Source organism: Xanthomonas sp. WHRI 1810A (assembly GCF_040202885.1).
GTDB lineage: Bacteria > Pseudomonadota > Gammaproteobacteria > Pseudomonadales > Pseudomonadaceae > Aquipseudomonas.
In genome coordinates, this window is the sequence record NZ_JBEGED010000001.1 from 422,222 (window position 1) to 436,006 (window position 13,785).

At 58.8% G+C, this 13,785-nt stretch carries 17 protein-coding genes; 1 reads left to right on the forward strand and 16 read right to left on the reverse strand.

Features of this window, described 5'->3' with window-relative positions; translation table 11 throughout:
• Positions 1-8 precede the first annotated feature (8 nt).
• From ispG to trmJ, 15 genes are all read right to left on the reverse strand, one after another.
• Complete coding sequence (gene ispG, locus ABQX22_RS01880) at positions 9-1,118, reverse strand: flavodoxin-dependent (E)-4-hydroxy-3-methylbut-2-enyl-diphosphate synthase (protein WP_349795917.1); 1,110 nt, start codon at positions 1,116-1,118, stop codon at positions 9-11.
• Positions 1,119-1,121: 3 nt separating this feature from the next.
• On the reverse strand, positions 1,122-2,141 hold the full coding sequence (locus tag ABQX22_RS01885) for a RodZ family helix-turn-helix domain-containing protein (RefSeq protein ID WP_349795919.1): 1,020 nt from the start codon (positions 2,139-2,141) through the stop codon (positions 1,122-1,124).
• Entirely contained in the window at positions 2,138-2,896 is a 759-nt protein-coding gene (gene pilW, locus ABQX22_RS01890; protein WP_349795921.1) for a type IV pilus biogenesis/stability protein PilW, read from the reverse strand. The genes ABQX22_RS01885 and pilW overlap by 4 nt, the downstream gene beginning before the upstream one ends.
• Before the next feature lie 27 nt (positions 2,897-2,923).
• On the reverse strand, positions 2,924-4,090 hold the full coding sequence (gene rlmN, locus ABQX22_RS01895) for a 23S rRNA (adenine(2503)-C(2))-methyltransferase RlmN (RefSeq protein ID WP_441005228.1): 1,167 nt from the start codon (positions 4,088-4,090) through the stop codon (positions 2,924-2,926).
• 12 nt (positions 4,091-4,102) lie between these two features.
• A complete protein-coding gene (gene ndk, locus ABQX22_RS01900; RefSeq protein WP_002552482.1) occupies positions 4,103-4,528 on the reverse strand; it encodes a nucleoside-diphosphate kinase in 426 nt (141 codons plus the stop codon).
• Between the two features lie 90 nt (positions 4,529-4,618).
• Positions 4,619-4,819 (reverse strand): Fe-S cluster assembly protein IscX, encoded by a 201-nt coding sequence (gene iscX / locus ABQX22_RS01905; protein WP_349795930.1) that lies wholly within the window; start codon positions 4,817-4,819, stop codon positions 4,619-4,621.
• A gap of 15 nt (positions 4,820-4,834) precedes the next feature.
• On the reverse strand, positions 4,835-5,176 hold the full coding sequence (fdx, locus tag ABQX22_RS01910; protein WP_349795931.1) for an ISC system 2Fe-2S type ferredoxin: 342 nt from the start codon (positions 5,174-5,176) through the stop codon (positions 4,835-4,837).
• Positions 5,177-5,179: 3 nt separating this feature from the next.
• Entirely contained in the window at positions 5,180-7,042 is a 1,863-nt protein-coding gene (gene hscA, locus ABQX22_RS01915) for a Fe-S protein assembly chaperone HscA (RefSeq protein WP_349795933.1), read from the reverse strand.
• A 44-nt stretch (positions 7,043-7,086) separates the two neighbouring features.
• Positions 7,087-7,647 carry a co-chaperone HscB gene (hscB, locus tag ABQX22_RS01920; protein WP_349795935.1) on the reverse strand — a complete coding sequence of 187 codons (561 nt, stop codon included), beginning with the start codon at positions 7,645-7,647 and terminating at the stop codon, positions 7,087-7,089.
• Positions 7,617-7,940 (reverse strand): iron-sulfur cluster assembly protein IscA, encoded by a 324-nt coding sequence (gene iscA / locus ABQX22_RS01925; RefSeq protein ID WP_349795936.1) that lies wholly within the window; start codon positions 7,938-7,940, stop codon positions 7,617-7,619. Before iscA ends, hscB begins: the two co-directional genes overlap by 31 nt.
• Positions 7,941-8,023: 83 nt before the next feature.
• Complete coding sequence (iscU, locus tag ABQX22_RS01930; protein ID WP_037012495.1) at positions 8,024-8,410, reverse strand: Fe-S cluster assembly scaffold IscU; 387 nt, start codon at positions 8,408-8,410, stop codon at positions 8,024-8,026.
• 86 nt (positions 8,411-8,496) lie between these two features.
• A complete protein-coding gene (locus ABQX22_RS01935; RefSeq protein WP_349795938.1) occupies positions 8,497-9,711 on the reverse strand; it encodes an IscS subfamily cysteine desulfurase in 1,215 nt (404 codons plus the stop codon).
• 44 nt (positions 9,712-9,755) lie between these two features.
• Positions 9,756-10,247 (reverse strand): Fe-S cluster assembly transcriptional regulator IscR, encoded by a 492-nt coding sequence (gene iscR, locus ABQX22_RS01940; RefSeq protein ID WP_349795940.1) that lies wholly within the window; start codon positions 10,245-10,247, stop codon positions 9,756-9,758.
• Positions 10,248-10,422: 175 nt separating this feature from the next.
• Entirely contained in the window at positions 10,423-11,199 is a 777-nt protein-coding gene (cysE, locus tag ABQX22_RS01945; protein ID WP_349795942.1) for a serine O-acetyltransferase, read from the reverse strand.
• Complete coding sequence (gene trmJ, locus ABQX22_RS01950; RefSeq protein WP_349795944.1) at positions 11,199-11,972, reverse strand: tRNA (cytosine(32)/uridine(32)-2'-O)-methyltransferase TrmJ; 774 nt, start codon at positions 11,970-11,972, stop codon at positions 11,199-11,201. Before trmJ ends, cysE begins: the two co-directional genes overlap by 1 nt.
• Before the next feature lie 236 nt (positions 11,973-12,208).
• On the opposite strand from trmJ, the gene suhB reads away from it, so the two are divergent.
• On the forward strand, positions 12,209-13,024 hold the full coding sequence (gene suhB / locus ABQX22_RS01955) for a type III secretion system regulator SuhB (RefSeq protein ID WP_349795946.1): 816 nt from the start codon (positions 12,209-12,211) through the stop codon (positions 13,022-13,024).
• A gap of 105 nt (positions 13,025-13,129) precedes the next feature.
• On the opposite strand, the gene ABQX22_RS01960 is transcribed toward suhB, so the two are convergent.
• Entirely contained in the window at positions 13,130-13,669 is a 540-nt protein-coding gene (locus tag ABQX22_RS01960; protein ID WP_349795948.1) for a glycine zipper 2TM domain-containing protein, read from the reverse strand.
• Positions 13,670-13,785: the final 116 nt, after the last annotated feature.

Consider the following 13,785-nt stretch of genomic DNA (forward strand, 5'->3'; position numbering starts at 1 on the left):
CGGCACTGTCAGCTACGCAGGATCAAGGCAGACTCGGCCTCGACCTTCTCGGCCGCTCTACGACGGATCAAACGTTCCAGCTCATCCACCAGATTGTCGTTGGTCAGCTTTTGTGCAGGCTTGCCGTCGATGTAGATCAGATTCGGCGTGCCACCGGTCAGGCCGATGTGCGCTTCTTTCGCTTCACCCGGACCGTTCACCACACAACCGATCACTGCCACATCCAGCGGGACCAACAGATCTTCAAGCCGGTTTTCCAGTTCGTTCATGGTCTTGACCACATCGAAGTTCTGCCGGGAGCAGCTCGGGCAGGCGATGAAGTTGATGCCACGGGAACGAAGGTGCAGGGACTTGAGGATGTCGTAACCGACTTTCACTTCTTCGACCGGGTCAGCAGCCAGCGAAATACGAATGGTGTCGCCAATGCCTTCGGCGAGCAGCATACCTAGGCCGACGGCCGATTTCACTGTGCCTGAACGCAAACCACCGGCTTCGGTGATGCCCAGGTGCAACGGCTGCACAATTTGCCTGGCCAGCAGGCGGTAGGCTTCGACGGCCATGAACACGTCGGACGCCTTGACGCTGACTTTGAAGTCATGGAAATCCAGACGATCAAGGTGCTCGACATGACGCAGCGCGGACTCGACCAGCGCAGCCGGCGTTGGCTCGCCGTACTTTTTCTGCAGGTCTTTTTCCAGCGAACCGGCATTCACGCCGATGCGGATTGGTATCCCACGATCACGCGCGGCATCCACCACAGCACGCACGCGGTCTTCACGGCCGATGTTGCCCGGGTTGATGCGCAGGCAATCCACGCCCAGCTCGGCAACCCGCAACGCAATTTTGTAATCGAAGTGAATATCGGCCACCAGCGGGACTTTCACCAATTGCTTGATGCGCCCGAATGCTTCAGCGGCATCCATGTCCGGTACCGAAATACGCACGATGTCGACACCTGCAGCTTCCAGGCGATTGATCTGTGCCACGGTAGCCGCGACGTCATTGGTGTCGCTGTTGGTCATGCTCTGCACAGCAATCGGCGCATCGCCGCCTACCGGTACCGAGCCGACCCAGATTTTACGAGATTCGCGACGCTTGATCGGTGATTCGCCGTGCATGACTTATTGCCCTAGCTTCAGGCGAGCAGTTTCGCCGCTGGTGAAAGGTGCGACATCAACCGGCTGGCCGTTGTAACTCACCTGAGCTGCGCGGGCATAGCCCAGGCGCAGGGTCAGGGGCGGCTTGCCGTTGACGTCGATGCTGTCGCCCTTGCGCTTCAGGCCACTGGTCAGGACCTTGCCATTGCCGTCGGTGACCTGGGTCCAGCAATCGGCAGTGAACTGAACCTGGACCTGACCTGAACCGGCAGGGACCGGCGCTGCTTCGGCGGTTGCAGTCGGGGCCGCGGCCGGCGCTGTGGCGGTCGGAGTTGACGGAGTACGTGTTGGCGCAGCGGGGGTGGCTGGCGTCGTTGCTGTGTGGACGGGCGCAGTCGCCGTGGTCGCAGGTGCCGTGGCTGTGGTCGTCGAGGCCGACGGGTTGACCGGCACCGATGGCGCAACGGGCTCGCTGTTGTTCAGGGGTAATGGCGCTGAATTACCGTTCTGCGCGTCCGCGACCGCCTGGTCTTCCGGCTCATCAAGCGGATGAATCTGAGTCGTCCCGTCGGCGCTTTCGACTTCGACGTGTTCCATGCCGATGCTCGCAGGCTCTTTGCCGCGCATCGCCGCCTGATCCTGCCACCACACAAAACCGCCGCCCACCAAGGCAATCAGCAGCAGCAGGCTGACGATACGCAGGATGTTGTGGGAAAGGCGCACTGGCTCCTCGATGCGGCCAAGGGCGTGAACGTTGCTGCCTTTGCCGTCGGTGCCGGTGTACTGATCGAATTGATTGACCAGTGACGCCTGATCCAGATCCATCAATTTGGCGTAGGCGCGGATATAACCTCGGGCGAATGTGTGCCCGGGCAGCTTGTCGAAATTGCCGGTTTCCAGATTGCTCAGGGAAGTCACGGTAAGGTTCAACCTGAGAGCCACATCTGGCAGCGACCAGTTCTTGTTCTCGCGCGCCTGACGTAAGGTCTCTCCAGGATTGGTGCGAGTGGCTGCTACAACTTCGGGATGCGCCGCTTTCATCATTGCTCCGACAGGTATTGCTGATATTCCGGCGTACCGGGATAGAGTCTTTTTAATTGCAGCCCATAACTGGCCGCCTTGTTGCGGTCATCGTATATTTTCGCTAACCGGGTACCCAACAAGAGACTACGTGCATTCTGCTCGCTGAGTTGGCTAAACCGATCGTAAAAATCACGTGCCGGCACATAATGCCTGTCTTCGTAAGACAACTCAGCCATTTCCAGCAGCGAACGCGGTTGCTGCTGATCCAGTCGCAGTGCTTTGGCGAAATGCTCCCGTGCGCCTTCGCGATCACCCAGCATCAACGCAGTCATACCGAGGTTCTCGAAAACGCGAGCCCGCTCGGCATAGAGGGTGTCCTGTGCGGCTTGCTGAAAACGCTCGTACGCTTCCTTGTACCGCTTTTGCTCGTAAAGAAAACTGCCGTAATTGTTGAGAATACGGGCGTCTTTTGAACGAGCCGACAATGCCTTGGCGTAATACTTGTCGGTCAGTTCCGGTTCCTGCTCGGCCTGAAACACCAGGGCCAATGCCGCGTTGGCATCAGCGTCGGAACTGTCCAGGTCCAGTGCACTTTTGAGCGGTGCCTTGGCGCGCTCGACCTGCCCTTGCTGCAGATAACCCAGTCCCAATTGCACGTAAGCCTGACGCGCCTCGTCCCGCCCTTTGCTGGTGGTCAGCGGATTGACGTTGCCAGACGAAACACAGCCTGCCAGCGACGTGGCAAGACACAGCAATAGCGCAGCGCGCACAGACATAGAGATCCTTTCAGTCAATTGTCGCAATCAGCTACGGGACGCGGCGACCTGAGTCACTTCGGCCTCGGCACTGAGTTCGCGCACGGCGATATAACGCTCACTGCGACGCGTGCGATCCATTACCTGCCCGACCAACTGGCCACAGGCGGCATCAATGTCTTCGCCACGCGTGGTGCGCACGGTGACGTTATAGCCGGCCTGATGCAACTGATCCTGAAAACGACGGATCGCGTTATTGCTCGGACGCTCGTAACCCGAATGGGGAAACGGGTTGAACGGAATCAGGTTGATCTTGCAAGGCGTGTCCTTGAGCAGCTCGATCATCTCGATGGCGTGCTCGACCTTGTCGTTGATGTCCTTGAGCATGGTGTACTCAATGGTGAGCACCCGTTTCTCGCCCAGCGACGACATATAGCGCTGGCAGGATTCGAGCAGCATCTTCAACGGGTATTTCTTGTTGATCGGCACCAACTGATTGCGCAGCGCATCGTTGGGTGCGTGCAGCGAGAGCGCCAGGGAGACATCGATGTGCTTGGACAGCTCATCGATCATGGGAACCACGCCGGAGGTGGACAGCGTCACCCGACGTTTTGAAATGCCATAGCCCAAGTCATCCATCATCAGATGCATGGCAGCCACGACATTGTCGAAGTTGAGCAGTGGCTCACCCATACCCATCATCACCACGTTGGTGATGGCACGGTCGGCGGTTGCCGGGACACTGCCAAAGGATTTGTTGGCAATCCACACCTGACCGATGACTTCGGCCGCTGTGAGGTTGCTGTTGAAGCCTTGCTTGCCGGTAGAGCAGAAACTGCAATCCAGCGCGCAACCCGCCTGGGAGGAAACGCACAGTGTGCCGCGCTTGCCCTGGGGGATATAAACGGTCTCTACGCAGCTGCCGGACTCGACACGAACCACCCACTTTCGGGTGCCATCGGTGGAGATGTCCTCGCTGACGACTTCAGGGCCGCGAATTTCAGCCTGGGTCTTGAGCTTGTCGCGCAGCACCTTGCTGACGTTGGTCATGGCGTCGAAATCATCGACGCCAAAATGGTGAATCCACTTCATTACCTGACCGGCGCGGAAGCGTTTTTCCCCGATTGACTCGAAGAATTTTTCCATTTCCGGCTGGGTCAGACCCAACAGGTTTGTTTTGCCAGTCAATGCTGTCATGAATTCACCCTCGCTCATGGGCCAAAAGGCTTATCGAGCGGTTACTTCAGTAGCTGCGAAGAAGTACGAGATTTCACGAGCAGCGGCTGCTTCGGAATCGGAACCGTGAACAGCGTTGGCGTCGATGGAATCAGCGAAGTCAGCACGGATGGTGCCGGCTGCTGCTTCTTTAGGGTTGGTGGCGCCCATCAGTTCGCGGTTCAGAGCGATGGCGTTTTCGCCTTCCAGAACCTGAACGACAACCGGGCCGGAAATCATGAAGGCAACCAGGTCGCCGAAGAAGCCACGAGCGCTGTGCTCAGCGTAGAAACCTTCGGCTTCAGCCTTTGACAGCTGCTTGAGCTTGGAAGCGACAACGCGCAGACCGGCTTTTTCAAAACGGGTGGTGATCTCGCCAATTACGTTTTTAGCAACGGCATCAGGCTTGATGATCGAGAAAGTACGTTGAACAGCCATGGTGTAACTCCACAAACAGTGATTAAAGCGAAAAATTAAACCCGCGAATTATACGCGGGTTCTGGTGTATTGCCTAACGCACGAAGATGATCAGTCTATTTCATCGGCCCAGAGCGTCTGAACCGCCTCCAGCACCTTCTCGCCTACCCGCCCGGAGGTCGCGTCAAACTCCGGCAGCTGCTGGATCATAAGCTGCAGCCTGGTGAAACCCACCGAGTAAGGGTCGACCTCTGGGTGGGCCTCGGCCAGCTCCTCCGCAATGCGTTGTACATCGTTCCAACCGTAGCTCATGACAGCCTTCCTTAATCAGTGCGGCGCTTCGGCGGCATGGTTGAGGGAGTACTTCGGAATTTCGACCGTCAGGTCTTCGGTTCCGACTTTGGCCTGACACGAGAGCCGTGAGTGCGCCTCCAGACCCCATGCACGGTCCAGAAAATCCTCTTCCAGTTCGTCAGCTTCTTCAAGGGTGTTGAAGCCCTCGCGAATGATGCAGTGACACGTGGTGCACGCGCACACTCCACCACAAGCGCTTTCGATTTCGATGTGGTGGTCGTGTGCAAGTTCCAGAATCGACTGACCGACCTCAGCTTCTACAACCATGCCATCCGGGCAATGCTCGGCGTGTGGCAGAAATATGACCTGCGGCATCAGTTATTCCTCAATCTCATTCAGGTTGCGTCCTGACAAGGCGGCTTTCACCGTCGAGTCCAGGCGGCGAGCAGCGAACGCATCGGTCACTTGCGACAGACGCTTGGTCTGCTGCTCGATGGCCGCGCCGTCGGTGCCCTTCATCAATTCACTCAGTTCTTCCATCTGCAGGTCGATGACCATGCGCTCCTCGGCGTCCAGCAGGCGGTCGCCATCGGCATCCAGCGCGCCCTGCACGGCTTCGAGCAGGCGCTCGGCGTCGACCTGCTGCTCACGCAATACGCGGGCGACCTTGTCATCACCGGCGTACTGGAAAGAATCCTTGAGCATGCGGGCGATCTCGCCATCGGTCAGCCCGTAAGACGGCTTGACCTGAATGCTCGACTCAACGCCCGACGCCAGTTCGCGTGCAGCGACGCTGAGCAGGCCATCGGCATCCACCTGGAACGTGACCCGAATCTTCGCAGCGCCCGCGACCATCGACGGGATGCCGCGCAGGTCAAACCGCGCCAGTGAACGGCAGTCGCTGATGAGCTCACGCTCGCCCTGCAAGACGTGAATCTTCATGGCCGACTGGCCGTCTTTATACGTGGTGAAGTCTTGAGCGCGAGCCACCGGGATGGTGGTGTTGCGCGGAATGACTTTCTCCATCAAGCCGCCCATGGTTTCCAGGCCCAGGGACAGCGGGATCACGTCCAGCAACAGCAACTCACCGCCATCACGCTTGTTACCCGCAAGGGTATCGGCCTGGATGGCCGCACCAATGGCAACCACCTGATCGGGGTCGATTTCGGTCAGCGGCGGGCGACCAAACATCTCGGCGACTGCCTCACGTACGCGCGGCACGCGGGTTGAGCCGCCCACCATCACGACGGCTTCGATCTCTTCCAGCTCGATCCCGCAATCACGAACAGCGCGACGGCAGGCCTTGAGCGTGCGAGCAACCATCGGTTCGATCAGCGCGTTGAACGCTTCGCGCGTCAGGGCCGAATGCCACGAGCCGTACGTCACTTCCACCGAATCGCTGTCGGTCAGGGCTTCTTTGGCCGCACAAGCCGCTTGCAGCAGACTCCGCTGGGCCGAAGGATCGAGGTCGCCGGACAGACCGGCTTCGGCAATGATCCAGCTGGCGATTGCGTGGTCGAAATCGTCGCCGCCCAGCGCACTGTCGCCGCCAGTGGCCATGACTTCGAACACACCGCCGGTCAGACGCAGAATCGAAATATCGAAGGTGCCGCCGCCCAGATCGTAGATGGCGACGACGCCCTCGGCATTCTGGTCCAGGCCATAGGCTACGGCTGCAGCGGTCGGCTCATTGAGCAGGCGCAAGACGTTGAGACCGGCCAGCTTGGCCGCATCCTTGGTCGCCTGGCGCTGGGCATCATCGAAGTAAGCCGGGACGGTAATCACCGCACCCACCAGCTCGCCGCCCAATGTGGCTTCAGCGCGCTGACGCAACACTTTCAGGATATCGGCAGACACTTCTACCGGGCTTTTTGGGCCCTGGACCGTGTCGATGAAAGGCATGTGAGATTCGCCACCGATGAAGCGGTAAGGCAGTTGCTCACCCAGATGCTTCACGTCGGCAACGCCTCGGCCCATCAGGCGCTTGACGGAAATGACGGTATTGAAAGGATCGGTAGCGGCGGCAATCTTGGCCGACTGCCCTACTTCCACGCGATCTGCATGGTAGCGAACAGCAGACGGCAGGATGACTTCACCGTCAGCGTCAGCCAAGGGTTCAGAGACACCGCTGCGCAATGCAGCAACCAGCGAGTTGGTGGTGCCGAGGTCAATCCCGACGGCCAAACGGCGCTGGTGAGGTTTTGGACTTTGGCCGGGTTCGGCGATCTGCAGTAGAGCCATTGCTTTTCTGATTTCACAGGCGCGCGGCCAGGAGCAGCGCGGGATTAATCGTCGAGGCGCTCTTCTAGCTGGCGCACTTCGTAGGAGAGCTTGTCGAGGAACTGCATACGCCGCATGAGCCTTTCAGCCTGCTCGCGTTGTGCAGCATCGTACCAACAGGCTGCGAAGCTTTCGTTCAGTTCTTGCTGCGCGGTCTTCAATCGACGCTTGAATGCCGCGACGCCTTCCAGATCTGCCTCGTCCTGCAGGTCCTCGAGCTCTTCGCGCCACTGCATCTGCTGCATCAGGAAATCAGGATCCTGCACCGTGACTTCCAGCGGCACCTCGCCGCCATTCATCGCCAGCAAGTAACGCGCCCGCTTGGGTGCGCTCTTGAGGGTTTGATAGGCGTCGTTCAGGCTCGCCGAACGCTCCAGCGCAATACGCTGCTCACGCTCGGGCGCGTCAGCGAAGCGGTCTGGATGCACGCCACGGGCCAGCTCACGGTAACGCGTGGCCAGCACATCAAGGTCGACAAGAAAACCAGGCTGCAGGTCGAATAAAGCGAAGTGACAAGGAGTACCCACAATAAGCCTCAGATGTTGAAGCTTTCGCCGCAGCCACATTCACCGCGCGAATTGGGATTGTTGAACTTGAAGCCTTCGTTCAACCCTTCCTTGACGAAATCAAGCTCGGTGCCGTCGAGGTAAAGCAGACTCTTGGGATCGACAATCACTTTGACGCCATGCAATTCGAAGACGGTGTCTTCACTCTGCGCTTCGTCAACGAACTCAAGCACGTAGGCAAGACCGGAACAGCCCGTGGTGCGAACACCCAGGCGAACGCCGTCGCCTTTACCGCGACCCGAAAGGGAGCGCTGTACGTGCCTGGCGGCGGCTTCTGTCATGCTAATAGCCATCGGGACTCCTTAATTCACTGCTGTTGGTTCACAGCAGTCAGTTCACAGCAGTTACTGAACGCAAGCTTCGTACAAAGAACTGCTTAGAGCAGGCCTTTCTTCAGCTTGTAATCGCGAACGGCGGCCTTGATGGCGTCTTCCGCAAGTACGGAGCAGTGAATCTTCACCGGCGGCAAAGCCAGTTCTTCGGCCAGCTGAGTGTTTTTGATGGTCTCTGCTTCATCGAGAGTCTTGCCCTTCATCCACTCGGTAGCCAGGGAGCTGGAAGCGATGGCGGAGCCGCAGCCGTAGGTCTTGAACTTGGCATCTTCGATGATGCCCTGCTCGTTTACCTTGATCTGCAAACGCATCACGTCGCCGCACGCCGGCGCGCCGACCATACCGGTGCCGACGTCAGGGTCTTCCGCATTCATCTTGCCGACGTTGCGCGGGTTCTCGTAGTGGTCGATGACCTTTTCGCTGTAAGCCATGATATCTATCCTCTCAACAGGTGAGCCGCTCTTCGGGCCATGCTGACCATTGGTCAAGCAGGGCCCGCGTGGTAGGCGACTTTAAATTAGTGCGCCGCCCACTCGATTTTCGAGATATCGACGCCGTCTTTGTACATGTCCCACAGCGGCGACAGAGCGCGCAGCTTGGTCACGGATTCACAGACTTTCTGCGCTGCGTAATCGATCTCTTCTTCGGTGGTAAAGCGGCCGAAGGTGAAGCGAATCGAACTGTGTGCCAACTCGTCGTTGCGGCCCAGCGCACGCAGTACGTACGAAGGCTCCAGCGACGCGGAGGTGCACGCCGAACCGGACGAAACCGCCAGATCCTTCAACGCCATGATCAGGGACTCGCCCTCGACATAGTTGAAGCTCAGATTCAGGTTGTGCGGTACGCGAGCGGTCATGCTGCCGTTGATGTAGAGCTCTTCCAGATGCTCGACCTGACGGTAGAAGCGGTCGCTCAACGCCTTGATACGGACATTTTCAGCGGCCATGTCTTCCTTGGCCACACGGAAGGCTTCGCCCATGCCAACGATCTGGTGAGTCGCCAGCGTACCGGAACGCATGCCGCGCTCGTGGCCGCCACCGTGCATGGTCGCTTCAATGCGCACACGCGGCTTGCGGCTCACGTACAGCGCGCCGATGCCTTTAGGGCCATAGGTTTTGTGAGCGGAGAAGGACATCATGTCGACCTTCAGGGCGGCGAGATTGATAGCAACCTTGCCGGTCGACTGGGCAGCGTCAACATGGAACAACACGCCGCGCGAGCGGGTCAGCTCGCCGATGGCCGCGATGTCGTTGACGGTGCCGATTTCGTTGTTCACATGCATCATCGACACCAGAATGGTGTCATCGCGCAGCACGGCTTCGATCATCGAAGGCGTGATCAAACCGTCTTCCTGCGGATCGAGGTAAGTGACCTCGAAACCTTCACGTTCCAGCTGGCGCATGGTGTCAAGGACAGCCTTGTGCTCGATCTTGGATGTGATCAGGTGTTTGCCTTTGGTGGAATAAAAGTGCGCAGCACCCTTGATCGCCAGGTTGTCGGATTCGGTAGCACCGGAGGTCCAGACAATTTCACGCGGATCGGCGTTGACCAGGTCAGCCACCTGACGGCGCGCGTTTTCGACCGACTCTTCGGCTTTCCAGCCAAAGACGTGGGAGCGCGATGCAGGGTTGCCGAAGTTTCCGTCAACCAGCAGGCAATCGCTCATTTTCTGCGCAACACGCGGATCGACCGGGGTCGTCGCGGAGTAATCGAGGTAAATCGGCAATCTCATTGAATATCTCCTATCGGGCAGGCTCGCCGGGCGTTCATCTACGTTCACTCAACGGCGGATGTTTCAATCTTGTCCAGCTGCTGCGTTTTGCTGTTGCAACGACGCTGATCCTGACGCTGGGCGACTTCTTGCACCTCACGGCGAGTTACAAGGTCAGCCAGACTGATGCCGCTTAGAAATTCGTGAATCTGCTGACTGAGGTCGCACCACAAGTGGTGGGTCAGACAGGTGTCGCCAGCATGGCAATCACCGAGCCCCTGGCAACGCGTGGCATCTACTGACTCGTTGACCGCATCGATCACCTGGGCGACTTGGATACCCTGCATGGTGCGGGACAACTGATAGCCACCCCCCGGCCCGCGCACGCTGGACACCAGATTGCTGCGACGCAGCTTGGCGAACAGTTGCTCCAGGTAGGAGAGGGAGATGCCTTGCCGCTCGGAGATATCGGCCAGGGATACTGGCCCATGCTGCGCGTGCAACGCCAGGTCAAGCATGGCAGTTACAGCGTATCGGCCTTTTGTAGTCAGTCGCATGGCATATACCGCAGAGGGTTCGGAATGAGGGCGAGTATGCTATTCCCGAGTATTTAAGTCAACTATAAGACCTAGCGCAGTAGTCGGGATTACCCGCAAAACAGCGGGCGTATCTTAGCAAATACTCGGCCCGGCGGGCACACCGCCTCCTGGCATGACTATCGGAGCCAGCGTTTCATCCCGCCTTGGTTTCGTCGTTATCCTTGACGCAGTCAAAGACATCCTTGCGCAAGGCAGGCAGCTCCTTCTCGCGGTACTCACAGCCCATTTTTTTCAGGGCATCACCCATGTCTTCCAGGCGCACATCCACCGCCTGCAGATGATCGAGCAATTGACCGATGGCCTTGGCAACCGGGTCCGGCATGTCTTCGCCGACGCCGTAGGCATCAAAGCCCAGCTTCTCGGCCATGACCTTGCGCTTGGCCTCGGCCTCGTCGTCGGTCTTGATGATGATGCGCCCAGGAATACCGACCACCGTCGCACCGGCCGGCACCGCCTTGGTCACGACTGCATTGGAGCCCACCTTCGCGCCCGCGCCGACGGTGAACGGCCCCAACACCTTGGCGCCCGCGCCCACCACCACACCGGACTCCAGCGTCGGGTGGCGCTTGCCTTTGTTCCAACTGGTGCCGCCAAGCGTTACGCCCTGATAAAGCGTCACGTCGTCACCAATTTCTGCGGTCTCGCCGATGACGATGCCCATGCCATGATCGATGAAAAACCGCCGACCCACCTTGGCGCCAGGATGAATTTCAATCCCGGTCAACCATCGCGCGAAATTGGAGACCAGTCGGGCTGGCCACTTCAGGTCATTGATCCACAGGAAACGGGACAATCGGTGCAACCAGATGGCGTGCATGCCGGGATAGCAGGTCAGCACCTCAAACGCATTGCGTGCCGCCGGGTCGCGGTGAAAAACGCTCTGGATATCTTCTCGCAGACGCTCGAACATCACTGATCCTTACGTTTGTGGGGCTCACCGTTGGCCGACTTCTGGGTTTCGGTGAGGATGCCACGCAAAATGCTCATTTCAGATCGATTGACGGCCGAACGCCCGTAGAGCCGACGCAGTCTGGCCATCAGATGACGCGGCTTGTCCGGATCGAGGAAGCCGATGGTGACGAGTGTCGACTCCAGATGCTCATAGAATTTTTCCATTTCATCCATTGTCGCCAGCTCTGTACTGCGCACGGAGTTGACTTCGAACTTCTCGACCTTGCTCGCCTGCCCCTCAGCGGCAAGCCACGACATGCGTGTTTCATAGCTCAGCACCTGAACGGCGGCGGCCAGATTCAACGAGCTGAATTCAGGGTCCGACGGGATATGCACGTGGTAATGGCAGCGCTGCAGCTCTTCGTTGGTCAGGCCTGCGTATTCACGCCCGAACACCAGGGCTATTTCTTCACCTAGCGCTGCGTGCTCGATGGTCTTGATCCCGGCTTCGCGAGGGTCCAGCAATGGCCACGGAATACGACGATCCCGGGCACTGGTGCCGAGCACAAGGTTACAGCCCACCAAGGCGTCTTCGAGGGTAGCGACCACGACGGCGTTCTCGAGGATGTCACTGGCACCCGAGGCGCGCGCATCGGCTTCGTGATTGGGGAAAATCGCGGGATCGACCAACACCAGACGCGAAAGCCCCATGTTCTTCATGGCACGCGCAGCGCCACCAATATTTCCTGGATGACTGGTACCGACCAGGACAACACGAATATTTCGCAGCAAGGGTGAGGTCTCACAGGCAGGTGAAAGGGGTGGGGAATATTACAGAAGCAGGCCGGCATATGCCACGAAGCCATACTTATCTGTGCGTGATTTACCCCCCAGGAGGGCGTCGCCCAGATGCACCTTATCTCAGTGCGAGCGCTCTTCCCGCTCCCAGCGGACGAACTCGCGCTGGAAATCAGCAGGGATAACCCATAGAATGTTCGGCTCTCTTTAACGACCTAGGTGATACATCCATGCAGCCCATGCTGAATATCGCGCTGCGCGCCGCCCGCAGCGCCAGCGAATTGATTTTCCGCTCCATCGAGCGCCTGGATACCATCAAGGTCGACGAAAAAGACGCGAAAGACTACGTAACCGAGATTGATCGCGCCGCCGAGCAAAGCATCATCACCGCCCTGCGCAAGGCCTACCCTACCCACGGCATCCTCGGCGAAGAAAGCGGCCTGCATGAGGGCAGCGGCGAAGGCACCGATTACCTGTGGGTCATCGACCCGCTGGACGGGACCACCAACTTCGTACGTGGCGTCCCCCATTTCGCCGTCAGCATCGCCTGCAAATACCGCGGTCGTCTCGAGCACGCCGTTGTTCTCGATCCGGTTCGCCAGGAAGAGTTCACCGCCAGCCGTGGCCGTGGCGCCGCACTCAACGGCCGCCGCTTGCGCGTCAGCAATCGCAAGAGCCTGGAAGGCGCCCTCCTTGGCACCGGCTTCCCGTTCCGCGAAAACCAGATGGATAATCTCGAAAGCTACCTGGGCATGTTCCGCAGCCTGGTCGGCCAGACCGCCGGCATCCGTCGTGCAGGCGCTGCCAGCCTGGACCTGGCGTACGTCGCCGCAGGCCGCTTCGACGCATTCTGGGAGTCGGGACTGTCCGAGTGGGACATGGCCGCCGGCGCATTGCTGATCCAGGAAGCGGGCGGCCTGGTCAGCGACTTCAACGGTGGGCATGATTTCCTTGAGAAGGGCCACATCGTTGCGGGCAACACCAAGTGCTTTAAAGCGGTACTGACGTCCATCGCTCCGCACGTGCCGGCATCGCTGAAACGCTAAGCGTGTGACGCCTCACAAAAAACCGGCCATGGCCGGTTTTTTGTTGTCTGGCTGAAACGACAAAAGCACCCGAGGGTGCTTTTGTCACTTCAGCCTGTCAGCGCCTTACTCGGCCTGACTCAGCTCCAGTTGCCCGTCCTTGTTGACCGGGATTTTGCCGCCTGGGTCACGGTCCATACGCACCTGCCCGACTTTATCGTTGAGCTTGTACTTCACGTTGTAGCCAACCACCTTGTCGCTGATGTCATTGACGGTGTTGCAACGGCTTTCGGTCGTGGTGTAAGTGTCGCGGTTCTGCATGCCTTCCTGAACCTTGTTACCGGCATAACCACCACCGACCGCACCGGCAACGGTGGCGATTTTCTTGCCGTTGCCGCCGCCCACCTGGTTACCCAGCAAACCGCCTGCAACTGCACCCAGGACGCTGCCGACGATCTGGTGTTGATCCTTGACGGCAGCGCGGTGAGTCACTGCCACATCCTTGCAGACCTGACGCGGGGTTTTAATCTGTTCTTTAACGGGCTCTACAGCGAGCACGTCCGCGTATTCGGGACCGCTTTTAACGAGGCTATAGGTGGCGACAGCACCCCCGGCAGTAACGCCGACAGCACCCAATACAGCACCAACTAGCAACGATTTGTTCACTTGAACCTCCTGAGGATCTTCAGCGCGATCGCTCGCGCTACTCCCAGCCTTGGAGCATAAAAAAAGGCGCGAGTTCAACACTCGCGCCTTTCGGATGACAGCCGGGGAAGAAAAGC

Coding starts and splice junctions, on each gene's coding strand:
- hscB (WP_349795935.1), bottom strand. CDS start 7,647: ATGTGGCTGCGGCGAAAGCTTCAACATCTGAGGCTTATTGTGGGTACT.
- fdx (WP_349795931.1), bottom strand. CDS start 5,176: ATGCCGCAGGTCATATTTCTGCCACACGCCGAGCATTGCCCGGATGGC.
- hscA (WP_349795933.1), bottom strand. CDS start 7,042: ATGGCTCTACTGCAGATCGCCGAACCCGGCCAAAGTCCAAAACCTCAC.
- iscA (WP_349795936.1), bottom strand. CDS start 7,940: ATGGCTATTAGCATGACAGAAGCCGCCGCCAGGCACGTACAGCGCTCC.
- iscU (WP_037012495.1), bottom strand. CDS start 8,410: ATGGCTTACAGCGAAAAGGTCATCGACCACTACGAGAACCCGCGCAAC.
- ndk (WP_002552482.1), bottom strand. CDS start 4,528: ATGGCTGTTCAACGTACTTTCTCGATCATCAAGCCTGATGCCGTTGCT.
- pilW (WP_349795921.1), bottom strand. CDS start 2,896: ATGTCTGTGCGCGCTGCGCTATTGCTGTGTCTTGCCACGTCGCTGGCA.
- ispG (WP_349795917.1), bottom strand. CDS start 1,118: ATGCACGGCGAATCACCGATCAAGCGTCGCGAATCTCGTAAAATCTGG.
- iscR (WP_349795940.1), bottom strand. CDS start 10,247: ATGCGACTGACTACAAAAGGCCGATACGCTGTAACTGCCATGCTTGAC.
- iscX (WP_349795930.1), bottom strand. CDS start 4,819: ATGAGCTACGGTTGGAACGATGTACAACGCATTGCGGAGGAGCTGGCC.
- ABQX22_RS01935 (WP_349795938.1), bottom strand. CDS start 9,711: ATGAGATTGCCGATTTACCTCGATTACTCCGCGACGACCCCGGTCGAT.
- cysE (WP_349795942.1), bottom strand. CDS start 11,199: ATGTTCGAGCGTCTGCGAGAAGATATCCAGAGCGTTTTTCACCGCGAC.
- ABQX22_RS01885 (WP_349795919.1), bottom strand. CDS start 2,141: ATGATGAAAGCGGCGCATCCCGAAGTTGTAGCAGCCACTCGCACCAAT.
- rlmN (WP_441005228.1), bottom strand. CDS start 4,090: ATGAGCGAGGGTGAATTCATGACAGCATTGACTGGCAAAACAAACCTG.
- suhB (WP_349795946.1), top strand. CDS start 12,209: ATGCAGCCCATGCTGAATATCGCGCTGCGCGCCGCCCGCAGCGCCAGC.